Source organism: Roseibium sp. (genome assembly GCF_048260565.1).
Lineage (GTDB): Bacteria > Pseudomonadota > Alphaproteobacteria > Rhizobiales > Stappiaceae > Roseibium.
In genome coordinates this window covers 239,656-252,269 of record NZ_JBLXGP010000005.1, presented here as the reverse complement: position 1 = coordinate 252,269, position 12,614 = coordinate 239,656, and the positions used below count along the sequence as shown (strand labels likewise).

The following is a 12,614-nucleotide window of genomic DNA, read 5'->3' as shown; positions in this document are numbered from 1 at the left end:
TGAGTTGAGCAAGGACATTCCCGGTTGGCAGGGCGTTTTTTGGAGGTGCCGGCGGATCGGGGAGTGGAGGTATGTGATGTCCGTATCGCGCCGGGACTTTCTGACTGGCAGTGCTGCGCTTGGCGGGGCGCTTCTGGTCCGTTCGCCTGCTTTCGCGAATGCCGCGGCAGATGCCTATTTCAATGGCTATGCGGAAGACAACGGTTTCCGCTATCGTCTGACGAACTTCAAGAAGATCGATCCGGTCTGGCAACGCCAGGTGGTCAAGTATTTCAGCACGGAACCCCCGGGAACCGTGGTCGTCGATTCGACCAATCATTTTCTCTACGTCGTCTACGAGAACAATACCGCTCTCCGCTATGGTGTGGGCGTCGGCAAGGAAGGCTTCCAATGGTTCGGCAGGGCGCGGATCGACCGAAAGGCCATCTGGCCCCAATGGGTGCCGCCCCCCGAGATGCTGGAACGCCAGCCGGATCTGCCGCGCAGGGTGGAAGGTGGCGCCGCGAACAATCCGCTCGGGCCACGGGCCCTGTATCTGTACCGGGACGGGAGCGATCTCGGTTACCGGTTGCATGGAACGCTTGAACCCTGGAGCATCGGTCGAGATGTGTCCAGCGGATGCGTCCGCATGTTCCCGGAGGATGTGATCGATCTTTATCAGCGCTGCCCCAAGGGGACACGCGTGCTGGTGCTCAAGCACCTGGGAGAAAAGAATGCCGGCTGAGACGTGACTGGCGTTATGATGATGCGGGCGGCCCTGGCGGCCGCCCTGTTTTTGTGGGGGAAGACGTGACCGTGAACAGGAATTTCCGAGTAACCCGATTGGCGGGGCTTTTGCTCTCTTGTCTTCTTCTGGCCGGTTGCAACAGTACTGATCTGAGCACGCCAGACGTGACGAATGCCAGGGCCGCCGGATTTGTCGATATCAAACCCGGTTCCGAGGAAGAGTTCATTCTCAATGTCGGACGCCGGATCTATTTCGAGCAAGGGTCGGCGGTCGTCACCGACGAAGCCAAAATGACCATCGTCCGTCAGGCCGACTGGCTGAAGAAGAACAAGGGCTGGCTGATCAAGGTGCAGGGGCATGCCGACGACCCGGGCGGCGAAAGCGCCAACAAGGCGCTGTCGACAAAACGGGCCGAAGCCGTGCTGAACGCCCTTGCCGACCAGGGGGTTTCCCGCAAGCGCATGTGGGCGAAAGGCTACGGGATTGAACGCCCTGTGACCGACTGTGATGAGATTACCTGCAAGTCCCAGAACCGCCGTGTTGTCGTGAACCTGCGGGAAGAATTCGATGCTTCGGCTCCGGGCCGCTGAGAAAAGGCTTTGAACGGGAGAACCTGGAACCTATGTCTGGAGATGGTCGCCGCGACGCAGGTCCGGCTGCCTTTTCTCGACGCCCGCTTTCGGGCGGGGCGGATTAGAAGATGAAAAAGAAATCAGGTTCCGACAGTCCCACTTCCGGCGCCTCCGATCCGATGCCCGACGAGCAGGCCGGGATCGACGGTCCTGCTCTGCCGGCAAATCCGGGCCGGCGCCTGACACTCGGGCACATCGCGGACCAGCTCGGAATTTCGACCGCGACGGTTTCTCTCGCCTTGCGGGACAGCCCGCTGGTGGCGGAAGAGACGCGCGCCAGGGTCAAGCGGACTGCTGAGGAAATCGGTTACATCTACAACCGGTCCGCGGCGTCGCTCAGGACCGCGCGCAGCCAGATCGTGGGCGTTGCCGTCCACAATATTCAAAATCCCTATTTCGCCGACATCTTTTCCTCGCTGGAGGATGTGCTGGAAGAGCAGGGGCAGATGATCTTCATCTGCAATCACCGGGACGACGTGATGCGTCAACGGGCTTTCGTCAACACGCTGCTTCAGCACCGGGCGGACGGGTTGATCATCTGTCCGTCCGTGGGCACAACGGCCGAAGAGATCAACCGTCTGGTCGATCAGGGGATTCCGGTTACCCTCGTGTGCCGTGAAGTGGACGGGGCCTGGGCGCCATGTGTTCGCGGCGACGATGTTGCCGGCGGTTATGCGGTGACCAGCCATCTGGTCAGCCAGGGGCATTCGTCCATTGCCATGATCGGCGGCCGTCGTGCCAGCTCGACCGGCCGGGACCGGCATGCCGGGTGGAAAAAGGCGCTTGAGGAAAACGGGATCGATCCGTCCGCGCAACTCGACCTGCCGGAACTGATGACCCAGGCCGATGGCCGGGAGGCCGTCGGCCGGGTGCTGGATGCGCCGCAACGTCCGACGGCGGCGATGTGCTTTAACGACCTGATCGCCTTCGGCATGATGCCGATGCTGCGCCGGGCCGGTGTCGAGCCCGGGCGGGACATCGCCCTGACCGGCTATGACGACATCGACGGGTCTGCAAATCTGCTGCCGGCCCTGTCGACGGTGTGCAACCACGCAGACAAGATCGGGCGCCTGGCTGCCTTGACCCTGTTGCGCCAGATTGCTGGCGAGCGGGTGCCGAATACGCCGATCCTCATCGAACCGGAGCTTCGGATCCGCGAGAGTTCCACACGGTTTGCGGGCAAGGCTGCCGGTTGAGAGAAAAATGTGCAGGCCGGCGCGGGCAGGGTCTCGAAATCAGGAGTTCGGCTTTCAATCGGCTTTTACAGGCTCGTAGTCCAAAGCCTTGTAAAACAGGCACCGATTGCGTCCGGCTTCCTTGGCTTTGTAGAGCGCATGATCGGCAAGCTGCATCAGGGTTGAGAATTCCACATCCTCTTTGGCAACGGTTGCGAGCCCCATGCTGCAGGTGATGTCCCAGGTAATCGGATCGACCCGGCAATGTTCGGCCACCTGCTGACGAATGCGCTCGCAGACCATCCGGGCGTCGTCACCTTCCGTGCTGTCGAGAATGATGCAGAACTCCTCGCCGCCGACCCGCCCGAAAACATCCACGGCGCGAAGCGCATCTGAAATGATCGCGGCGAATTTCTTCAGAACCTCGTCGCCTGCGGAATGGCCGAACGTGTCATTGATTGACTTGAAGTGATCGATGTCGATCATCACGGCGGTGAATTTCCGACCCGTCCGCCGGAACCGCGCGAGTTCCGTTGATGCTCTTTCCATGAAGGCGCGCCGGTTCAGGACGCCGGTCAGATCGTCGATGCTGGCGATCCGTTCCAGTCGGACTTGCGCTTCCATCAGGGCGATATGGTCCTGCTCGCGGGCAATCTCGTTTCCGATCCAGTCCGCGAATTGCCGGATGAGCTCCTGTTCCGTTTGCGAGAACGGATGCACGCGCGGGTCGCAATCGGAAAACGCGATTGTGCCGTATCTTTCGCCGTCCACCAGGAGCGGGGCTCCGATATAGGCCTCCAGCTGGAATTTCTCGTAGCAGGGATGTTGGGCAAGAGCCGAATATTTGGTGTTGGCGATGGCGATCGGCCCGTCCGCCTTGAGAGCGTGGGCGCAATAGGTCTCATCGAGGTCATAGGAGGCACCGACCTGAACGTCGCTCTTCGCGGATTCCGCATAGATAATCGAGTAGTGGCCTTCGATGATCCGGCTGATGATCCCGATTGGCAGTCCGAAATGCTCGCAGCCCAGTTTAAGGATCTGGCCGATCTTGTGATCCGTCGTCAGTTCGCGTGTGGACGTGATCGAGTAAAGCCTGGCAAGCGTTCGTTCGGTTCGTTTTCTCTCTGTAATATCGGTCGAATAGATGATAATGCCGACGCGCTCGCCTGCCGTGTTGAGCTTGGGCGTGTACTCGATACTGACTTCGCGCTCGATTCCGGTCGGATAGCGGATCCTGTCTTCGAAATAGATATGCTCGCCGTTCAGCGCCCGCTGGTAATAGGGTTCCGACTTTTTCCTGCTGTCCGGGGGAAGCATATCCCGGACCTTGATTCCGAGCAGCTCCTCGCGGGGTTTTCCGAACCAGTTCGCAAAGACGGTGTTAATGAAAACGCAGTGACCTTCGAGATCCATTTCGATGATGGCGCAAGACAGGTTGTCGGTCATGTCCGTCAGGTCGCGATGGGCCTGTTCGGTCTGCGCCTGGGCGGTTTTCAGATCGGTTACATCGGTGACGTAAAGGATGACGCCGATGGGATCGCCATCCGCATTCGATTTCGGCGTGTATTCGACGCGGATGTTGCGGTCGCCCCGGTCAGGAAAGCCGTAAATCGTTTCGAAGGCGACGTTTTCTCCCGCAAGAGCCCTTTTGTAGTATGGGAGGGCTTCGTGCAGGAACTCGGGGTTAAGGACCTCGACCATGGAGGAACCGACCTGATCCTTGCCTCCCAGCCAGCGGTTGTTGGTCTCATTGCTGAAAACGCAAATGCCGTTCAGGTCTATTTCGGCAATGGCGCAGGGTAGATTGTTCGTCAGATCAGAGAGATCGCGATGGGCCTTTTCCGTCTGCGCCTGGGCTTGCTTGAAGTCCGTGATGTCGGTTGCAAGGACGACAAGGCTGGCCGGATCGCCGGCGGAATTTTTCTTCGGGATGTAGTCGATCTGGATATCCCGCGTCTGACCATCGATGAAGTCGTTGCGCGTTTCGAACGAGATTTTTTCACCAGCGAGAGCACGCTTGAACAGGGGATCCGACCTCTTCCGGTTATTTTCCGGTAATCGGTCGCGCAATCTGGTTCCGAGCAACTCCTCTTTTGTTCCGCCGAACCACGTTGCACTGGTTTCATTGAGGAATATGCAATTGCCCTCAAGATCGTATTCGGTGATCGAACAGGAGAGGTTGTCCGCCAGGTTCGAAAGATCGTGCAGGGCCTCTTCGGCCAGGGATTGTGCGGCTTTCAGGTCGGTTATGTTGGTCCGAATGCCGGCCCGGCCTCCCGAATGGGTCAGCCGTTCGGCGATCTGAAGCCAGGATCCGTCTCCCAGGGCCTGTTCAATGACTTCGCCGTCCGCAGCCAGATGCCGGTCCATGCGGATATTAAGCCATTCCTCCCGGCTAAGCCCTCCCAGGTCGTATTCGTTCCGGTCCAGGCCGTATTCGAGAATTTCCCTGAAGGTGGCACCCGGAACCATCGCCGGCGCGCTGTGCGCGTAGATCTCCCGGTATTTTTCATTGCAGATGACGAGCCGGTCATCCCTGTCGTAGAGGGCAAAACCTTCGGAAATGGTCTCCAGCGCATCTTCAAGCGTCGTGATCGCGTCGCTCAGCTTGCTTTCCAGAGCCATGCGATCGGATATGTCGCGAGCGATGAACAGGAAAGCGACGGGGTCTGACGCGTCACAATAAAGAGCGGCGGTGATGACTTCCGCCGGGAAGATATCGCCGTTCTTCCGGCGGAGCTGAAGCCTGAAACGGCTGTCGTCCGAAAGCGTGTCCGAGTCGTCATAGATTTTGCGGTTGGCGGCAAAGTCTTCCGGATTTGCATAGAGATTGACACTGGTTGCGCCGGTCAGTTCCTGCCTGGAATATCCAAAAATCTTTTCAGCCGCGTCATTGACGAACAGGATGCGGCGGTCCGGACCGGTTATGGCGACGCATTCATCCAGCGATCCGAAGGACTTCTTCAGATCCATGTTCAATACGTCGGTTAACGTGTCTTCGTTCATACCCGTCGCCGTTTTTTAACTTAACGGCAGAATGTCCGATTTTCTTAAAGAAGGTTATAATTTCAGTCGTTTTTAAGTCTACTCAGGCCGCTTGTGGGAAGATGTATTTCATGAAGAAATTGATATAGGTAAATATTACGATGTAAAATAAATTTATTTCTTGTCTTGTGAGGACTTAATCCGAGACTAATCCATGAGACTCCAAGAGTATTTGGGGTGCACAGGGTTTCTTCAGCCACATTTCCCACGTTGCGTGAGCGCCTGCCCGAGAACGGCAGACTTCGCCAACTGGACTTCCCTTTCCAAAGCGGCTCCCGTTAACCGGCCGCTATGCGTAAATTGACCTCAGGTCTGTAGGCCAGACAGCGGTTGCGTCCGGCGTTCATGGCCCGGTAAAGCGCCTGGTCGGCGCGTTGAAGCAAGGTAGAGAACTGGTTGTCGTCGTCGGAGACGGTTGCGAGACCCATGCTGCAGGTGATGTCCCGTGTGATGGGGGCCACCTTGAACTGCCTGATCACGTATTTCTGGATTTGATTGCAGATCATCAGGGCATCATGTTCTTCGGTGTCGACCAGAATGGCGCAGAACTCTTCGCCGGCGATCCGGCCGAAGACATCCACCGGCCGCAAGCTTTCGGAAAACAATTCGGCGACCCCTTTCAGAACCTCGTCTCCGACCGAATGGCCGAAGCTATCGTTGATCGATTTGAAATCATCGACGTCGATCGTCACGGCCGTGAATTTCCGGCCTGTCTGATGGAACCGGGCAAGTTCCGTCTCGGCGCATTCGAGGAAGGCGCGCCGGTTCAAAACCCCGGTGAGGTCATCAATGCTGGCCACCTGTTCAAGCCGGATCCTGGCTTCCATGAGCGCTTCACGATCCTGCTGCCGGGCAATCTCGTTGCCGATCCAGTCCGCGAACTGGCGGATGAGTTCCCTTTCGGTTTTCGAAAACGGAGGATCTCTCGGCTCGGGCGCCGTAAAATTGATGGTGCCATAGGTATCGCCGTCCACGATAACCGGTGCGCCGATATAGGCTTCCAAGGCGAATTTCTTGTAGCAGGGAAAGCCGGCGAATCCGGCAGCGTTCGCATGGTCGATGGCGAGCGGGGCGTTATCGCCGAGTGTGCGGCTGCAATAGGTGTCGGCGAGGCCGAACGAGGCGCCGGCCATGATCTCCCCATTCGGGCTTTCCGCGTGGATGACCGTGTAATGGTCTTCAATGACCCGGCTGATAACCCCGTACGGCAGCTCGAAATGTTCGCAGCCAAGTTTCAGGATCTGTTCGATCTTCTGATCCGTCGTCAATTCTCGTGTCGATGTGATCGCGTAAAGGTCCGCGAGTGTGCGTTTTGTCCGGGTTCTCTCGGTGATATCGGTGGAATAGACGATGACGCCGGTCTGTTCGCCCGACGCATTCAGCTTGGGCGAGTATTCGATGCGAACTTCGCGCATGATACCGGTCGGATAACGTTTTTCGGTCTCGAAGCAGACATGCTCGCCTTTCAAGGCGCGCTGGTAATAAGGCTCGGACTTGGTCCTGCTGTCGGTTGGCAAAGCGTCTCTGATCCTGGTGCCGAGCAGGTCTTCCCGCGGTTTGCCGAACCAGCTCGCAAACAGGTCATTGATGAAGACGCAACGCCCTTCGCTATCCAGCTCGACTATGGCGCCTATCAGGCCGTCATCCGGTTCTGTAAAACGGACTGGCTCCGTTTCGGTGGATGGCGTCGCGGACTCGAAGGGGTTCTTCGTATCCAGGTTCAGATTTTTTATCGGTCTGCGCTGGGTCATCGGTCGTTACCATTCTTGGTTGCGAGCAACAGTATACGTAACTTCCCTAGCGTAATATATAATAATTGTGAAAAAAATTAGGAATTCTTGGATTATTGCTAATTTTTAACCCGTATAAATTCCCAGTATTTTGATTGGGTGTGCGTTTCTTGATTTTTAAATATTTGGCACTTTGAATAAATTTTTATATTCATTCGGTTTTATCGACTCTGATAGCTTCGAATTGGAATGTATTTCTCCGTGCGGGATCCATTGCACCCAGGGTCACGAGCCTGGGTGCCGGAATCGGAATGCAAGGTGCGGAATCGGGTTTTCCGAAACCCAAATTGCTGTCGATGCGGCCACGGAGACGGCCTGATTATGTCTCGCGGACAGAAGACCGATATTTCTCGGAAGCCTCGTAGTAGTCGTTGAAGCCGATCTTCTGCCGCAGGGTCTTGAAATCCATCAGGTGCGGGCTGCGATCGCCGTCCTGTTGCATCACGGCGAGTGTGTCGGTCATGGCCTTCATGGCGGCCGCCATCAGCGTCAGCGGATAGGCCGCGATGGTATAGCCCAGATCGCGCAGTTCATTCTGCGGCAGGTCCGGCGTTTCGCCGCCTTCCACGATATTCGCCATCTTCGGTCCGGGAAGTTCGGCGCAGACGGTGCGCATTTCCTCCACCGTCTTCGGAGCTTCGACGAACAGGATGTCGGCGCCCAGCTCGGCGAATTTCGCCGCCCGTTCGATGGCCTCGCCCAGGCCGTGATCGTGACGGGCATCGGTGCGCGCCAAAATGAGGATGTCGGCGCCGTCTCCCCTTGCGTCATTGGCGGCCCGGATGCGGTCGAAGGCCTCCTCGCGGGGAACGACGGCCTTGCCCGGTGTGTGGCCGCAACGTTTGGGCGCAAGCTGGTCCTCGATCATGACGGCGGCAGCCCCCGCCTTCGCAAAGCCCGCGACCGTGCGGCGGACATTCATGGCATTGCCGTAGCCGGTGTCGCCGTCGGCAAGCAGCGGGATCGACGTCGCGTCGGTGATGTTGCGGACCTGGTCGAGGACCTCCCCGTAGGACATGAGGCCGAGATCCGGCGCGCCGATGCGCGAGGCCGAAGCGGCGAAACCCGACATGAAGGTCAGGTCGAAACCGGCCTGCTCGATCAGTTTGGCGGAAAGCGCATCGAAACAGCAGGGCATGACGTGCAGTTTGTCTTGCGCCAGAAGTGCGCGCAGTTTCGCAGCCTGGGACATGGGATTTCCTAAAGTTTGAACGGTATGTAGAGCGCGAGATCGGGCCAGAAATAAAGCAGGAACACGCTGATCAGCATGAGCAGCAGGAACGGCAGAACCCCGCGCGACACATCGCCGAGGCTTGCGCGTGCCACCGACTGGATCACGTAGAGATTAAGGCCTACCGGAGGCGTGATTAGGGCGCATTCCACGAGGATGACCATATAGACGCCGAACCAGATGGGGTCCAGACCCATGGCCTGGGCCGCGGGCAGGAGCACCGGGGTCATGATCAGGACCATGGACAGCGCCTCGAACACCAGTCCCATGCACAGGAGCACGATCGATACGACGACGAGGAAGGCGAAGGGCGTGTGGATCGTCTGGTCGATGAAGACGGAAATGTCCTGCGGGATCCGGTAAAGGGTGATCGCCTTGCCGAACACCTTGGCGCCGGCGATGATCAGCAGGATCGCGACCGTCGTCGCCATGGCCTCGAACGCCGCTTCCTTGAAGCCTTTCCAGGTCAGCGTGCGCAGGATGACGGCGGTAATCACCAGGGCTGCGGCGAAACCGACAGCGGCGGCTTCCGTCGGCGTGGCGGCGCCCGTGTAGATCGCGCCGATGACGATGGCGGCAAGAAGGATGCTTGGTGCGGCCCGGAGGCTGGCATCCTTGCGCTCGCGCCAGCTGGCAGCCGGTTCGGGCTGGTAGCCGCCGAACCAGCGCGCATAGACCATCGAGAAGGCGATGAATAAGACGACGAGCAGGATGCCCGGGCCGATGCCGGCGAGAAACAGGGCAATGACCGATTGCTCGGTGACGAAGCCGTAGACGATCATCGGGATCGAGGGCGGGATCAGGATGCCGAGCGTGCCGCCAGCGGCCAGCAGACCGTAGACGAAGCGCCGCTCGTAGCCGCGCTGGATCATTTCCGGAATGGCGACGGTGCCGATGGTGGCCGCTGTTGCCACGGAGGAGCCGGAAATGGCGGCGAAGATCGCGCAGGACAGGATCGTTGCGACGGCAAGCCCGCCGGGCCAGTGGCCGACCCAGGCATGAACGGCGGCGAACAGGTCCTTGCCGACACCTCCCTTTAAAAGCACGTTCGACATCAGCAGGAACAGGGGCACGGCCAGCAGGATGAAGCCATCCAGGGTCGACAGGATCGCCTGCGGTGCCATGAGCGGCGAGAAGCCGCCGGCAATGAGCAGCGCAAGCCCGAGACCGCCGAGCGCAAAGGCCACCGGCACGCGCAGGAGCAGCAGGGCGAAGAGCGCGACCAGGATCATGAGCGTGCTCATTCAAAACCTCCGTGCGGGGCATCGGCATCGCGTTCGCCGGTAAGCGCGCGCCAGGCTTCAAGCAGCGCCTGCAGGAACAGAAGCGCAAAGCCGGCCGGCACGGCCAGTTCTGTCACCCAGGTCGGCAGGTCGAGCATGGATCCGGTCGTGCGTCCGCGCTCGAAGGAATCGAAAAAGATATCCCATCCCTTCCAGGTGACCAGCGCACTGAAGGCGGCAATGCAGAGCATGGCGAAGGTCTCGGTGAACCGGCGCTGTTCGGGTGAGAGCAGGCTGACGAGTGCGTCCACGGCGATGTGGCGCCGGGCGCCGAGCAGCCAGGCCATGGCCAGCAGCGAGCCCCAGATCAGGGCGAGCTGGGACAGTTCCGCCGCCCAGATCGTCGGCGCGGAGAAGAAATAGCGGGCGACGACTTCGTAGGTCAGCATGAAGCCGGCAGCCACGAAGAAGGCTGCCGCCAGCCAGGCGAGCGCTTTTGTCAGGAATTGGAAATAGGCCATGGACGGTCAGACCCAGACATGAAAGCCCCGGACGGTGTGTCCGCCCGGGGGCAAGGATGAAGGGAAAAGGGTCAAAGCGCCTGTGCGGCTGAAAGCACTTTCGCGCCGAGTTCCCCGGCCTTTTCCTTGTAGTTGTCGTAGACCGGCTCGGCGACGGCCTTCCAGGCGGCCAGCTCTTCCGCCGTCGGTTTGTAGATTGTCATGCCGTTTTCCTTGGCTGCCCCATAGGCTTCGGCTTCGATCTGGGACATGCGGTCGCGAACGTCGGCCTCCGCCTTCATGGCGGCGGCTTCGATCAGCTTCCTGTGTTCTTCGGGAAGGCCGTTCCAGAAGTCGGTGTTGACCACGACGATGAACTCGATGTCGGCGTGGTTGGTCTCGGTGATGGTGTCCATCACTTCCCAGAGCTTGCGCGACTTCACGCCGGAAACGCCGGTCATGCCGATGTCGACCGTGCCGCGCTGGTAGGCGAGATACTGCTCGGACCCGGAAATCAGCGTCGGTGCGCCGCCGGCGGCCGTGACGAAGTCGCCGAGGGTCTTGCCGAAGACCCGGACCTTCTTGCCCTTCATGTCGGCCGGGGTTTTCACCGGACCGCCCTTGGACAGCATGATGGCGCCGCCGTAGGCCTGCCACCACAACACGGTGGAGCCGGTGCCGGCGATCGCTTCGTCCAGGGGCCCGCGAACCGGAGAGCCCTTGGCGACGGCCGCGCGGACCTTGGCTTCCGAGTCGAACAGGAACGGCTGGTAGAAGATATCGACAGCCGGAATGTCGCCGACGTAACGGGTGAGCGAGGCAACGCCCATCTCGATGGCGCCGGATCCGACGGCGGCCGGGACTTCCTTGTCCTTGTAAAGCTGTGCGCTGTCGTAGATTTCGACCGCGATAGCGCCGTTGGAAGTCTTTTCCACCTCTTCCTTGAACAGAACCAGGTTCTGGCCGAGGTGGCTCTTGAGCGGCAATTGCAACGAAATGCGCAGCGTGGTGTCGGCGGCAACGGCCGAACCGGATGACAGGCCGGCGATAAGACCGGCGGCAAGGGCCGCGCCGGCGGCCCAGGTAAGAGCTTTCATGATTGTTCCTCCCAATGTTTATGGCAGTGAGATTGACCCAAGGTTCGAAGCCGGTCAACTCGTTCCGCGATTGAAATATCGACGGAAATGCATCCGGCGTTTTCGGGCAGGTACGGCAATCGGGAAAAGAGTTTTGCCGAGGAATGTGTTTTCCGGGGCTTGCCAGAAGACCGTTTTGCCTTGAACGTTCAGGAAAGGCGGAGCGGGTCGTTCCGCATCATCTCCTCCAGATTTTCCGAGGGTCCAATGAGCAAAGTCGATATTCTCATGCCGCGCGCCATGCTGCCGGTGGTCATGCGCGGGCTGGAGGAAAAGTTCACGGTTCACAAGCCGTTCGAGGCGGACGACCCGGAGAAGCTGCTTGCGGAGGTGGCGGACAAGATTCGGGGCATTGCCGTGCTGGGCACGCGGATCGATGCGGACTTTCTGGCCAAATTTCCGAATGTCGAGATCGCTTCGAATTTCGGCGTCGGCTATGACAACATCAATGTCGCGGACTGTTCGGCGAAGAACGTGGTGGTGACGAATACACCCGATGTACTGACCGAAGAGGTTGCCGACACGGCGCTGGGTCTTCTGATCATGACTGCCCGCGAACTGTCGGCGGCTGAAAAATGGCTCCGCGACGGAAAGTGGGAATCAACAGGACCCTATCCCCTGACCGGGGCGACCCTGGTCGGCCGGACACTCGGAATTTTCGGCCTCGGCCGGATCGGCAAGGCGATCGCCAAACGCGCGGAGGCATTCGGCCTCAAGGTGCACTATTACGGCAGGAACCGCCAGGCGGATGTCGCCTATCCCTATCACGACAGCCTGCTGAAGCTGGCGGAAGCCTGCGATACGCTGATGGTGGTCGCGCCGGGCGGTCCGGAGACCCATCACGCCGTCAACGGCGAAGTCCTTGCCGCACTCGGTTCAAACGGCATCCTGATCAACATCGGCCGGGGAACCGTGGTCGATGAGGCGGCCCTGACCGAGGCGCTGGAAAAGGGCGTCATTCACGGCGCCGGCCTCGACGTGTTCGAAGACGAACCCCATGTGCCGGCCGGGCTGATGGCGCTCGACCGGGTGACCCTGCTGCCCCATGTGGGCTCCGCATCGGTGCACACGCGGGATGCCATGGGGCAGCTTGTCGTCGACAACCTGACGAGCTGGTTCGAGACGGGCAAGGCAGTCACGCCGGTTCCCGGCTGA

The 12,614-nt window shown here is 59.6% G+C and carries 10 protein-coding genes; 4 read left to right on the top strand and 6 right to left on the bottom strand.

Features of this window, described 5'->3' with window-relative positions; genetic code table 11:
- Positions 1-76 precede the first annotated feature (76 nt).
- From ACN0SO_RS13930 to ACN0SO_RS13920, 3 genes are all read left to right on the top strand, one after another.
- On the top strand, positions 77-724 hold the full coding sequence (locus ACN0SO_RS13930) for a L,D-transpeptidase family protein (RefSeq protein WP_417678648.1): 648 nt from the start codon (positions 77-79) through the stop codon (positions 722-724).
- Positions 725-891: 167 nt separating this feature from the next.
- On the top strand, positions 892-1,317 hold the full coding sequence (locus ACN0SO_RS13925) for an OmpA family protein (RefSeq protein WP_417678646.1): 426 nt from the start codon (positions 892-894) through the stop codon (positions 1,315-1,317).
- 110 nt (positions 1,318-1,427) lie between these two features.
- Complete coding sequence (locus ACN0SO_RS13920; protein WP_417678644.1) at positions 1,428-2,555, top strand: LacI family DNA-binding transcriptional regulator; 1,128 nt, start codon at positions 1,428-1,430, stop codon at positions 2,553-2,555.
- 54 nt (positions 2,556-2,609) lie between these two features.
- Here the strand turns inward: ACN0SO_RS13920 and ACN0SO_RS13915 are convergent, their stop codons facing one another.
- From ACN0SO_RS13915 to dctP, 6 genes are all read right to left on the bottom strand, one after another.
- On the bottom strand, positions 2,610-5,540 hold the full coding sequence (locus ACN0SO_RS13915) for a PAS domain-containing protein (RefSeq protein ID WP_417678642.1): 2,931 nt from the start codon (positions 5,538-5,540) through the stop codon (positions 2,610-2,612).
- Between the two features lie 317 nt (positions 5,541-5,857).
- Positions 5,858-7,330 (bottom strand): diguanylate cyclase, encoded by a 1,473-nt coding sequence (locus ACN0SO_RS13910; protein ID WP_417678640.1) that lies wholly within the window; start codon positions 7,328-7,330, stop codon positions 5,858-5,860.
- Positions 7,331-7,688: 358 nt separating this feature from the next.
- Entirely contained in the window at positions 7,689-8,561 is an 873-nt protein-coding gene (locus ACN0SO_RS13905; RefSeq protein WP_417678638.1) for an isocitrate lyase/PEP mutase family protein, read from the bottom strand.
- A gap of 8 nt (positions 8,562-8,569) precedes the next feature.
- The gene (locus ACN0SO_RS13900; RefSeq protein WP_417678636.1) at positions 8,570-9,844 is read right to left on the bottom strand and encodes a TRAP transporter large permease; all 1,275 of its coding nucleotides are present in this window, start codon (positions 9,842-9,844) and stop codon (positions 8,570-8,572) included.
- On the bottom strand, positions 9,841-10,344 hold the full coding sequence (locus ACN0SO_RS13895; protein WP_417678634.1) for a TRAP transporter small permease: 504 nt from the start codon (positions 10,342-10,344) through the stop codon (positions 9,841-9,843). Before ACN0SO_RS13895 ends, ACN0SO_RS13900 begins: the two co-directional genes overlap by 4 nt.
- A 71-nt stretch (positions 10,345-10,415) precedes the next feature.
- On the bottom strand, positions 10,416-11,420 hold the full coding sequence (dctP, locus tag ACN0SO_RS13890; protein WP_417678632.1) for a TRAP transporter substrate-binding protein DctP: 1,005 nt from the start codon (positions 11,418-11,420) through the stop codon (positions 10,416-10,418).
- A 246-nt stretch (positions 11,421-11,666) separates the two neighbouring features.
- Between dctP and ACN0SO_RS13885 the strand changes: the two genes are divergently transcribed.
- The gene (locus ACN0SO_RS13885; RefSeq protein ID WP_417678630.1) at positions 11,667-12,614 is read left to right on the top strand and encodes a 2-hydroxyacid dehydrogenase; all 948 of its coding nucleotides are present in this window, start codon (positions 11,667-11,669) and stop codon (positions 12,612-12,614) included.

Excerpts from the sequence above, each read along its gene's own strand:
- ACN0SO_RS13930 (WP_417678648.1), top strand. The coding sequence starts at position 77 with ATGTCCGTATCGCGCCGGGACTTTCTGACTGGCAGTGCTGCGCTTGGC.
- ACN0SO_RS13920 (WP_417678644.1), top strand. The coding sequence starts at position 1,428 with ATGAAAAAGAAATCAGGTTCCGACAGTCCCACTTCCGGCGCCTCCGAT.
- ACN0SO_RS13915 (WP_417678642.1), bottom strand. The coding sequence starts at position 5,540 with ATGAACGAAGACACGTTAACCGACGTATTGAACATGGATCTGAAGAAG.
- ACN0SO_RS13910 (WP_417678640.1), bottom strand. The coding sequence starts at position 7,330 with ATGACCCAGCGCAGACCGATAAAAAATCTGAACCTGGATACGAAGAAC.
- ACN0SO_RS13905 (WP_417678638.1), bottom strand. The coding sequence starts at position 8,561 with ATGTCCCAGGCTGCGAAACTGCGCGCACTTCTGGCGCAAGACAAACTG.
- ACN0SO_RS13900 (WP_417678636.1), bottom strand. The coding sequence starts at position 9,844 with ATGAGCACGCTCATGATCCTGGTCGCGCTCTTCGCCCTGCTGCTCCTG.
- ACN0SO_RS13895 (WP_417678634.1), bottom strand. The coding sequence starts at position 10,344 with ATGGCCTATTTCCAATTCCTGACAAAAGCGCTCGCCTGGCTGGCGGCA.
- dctP (WP_417678632.1), bottom strand. The coding sequence starts at position 11,420 with ATGAAAGCTCTTACCTGGGCCGCCGGCGCGGCCCTTGCCGCCGGTCTT.
- ACN0SO_RS13885 (WP_417678630.1), top strand. The coding sequence starts at position 11,667 with ATGAGCAAAGTCGATATTCTCATGCCGCGCGCCATGCTGCCGGTGGTC.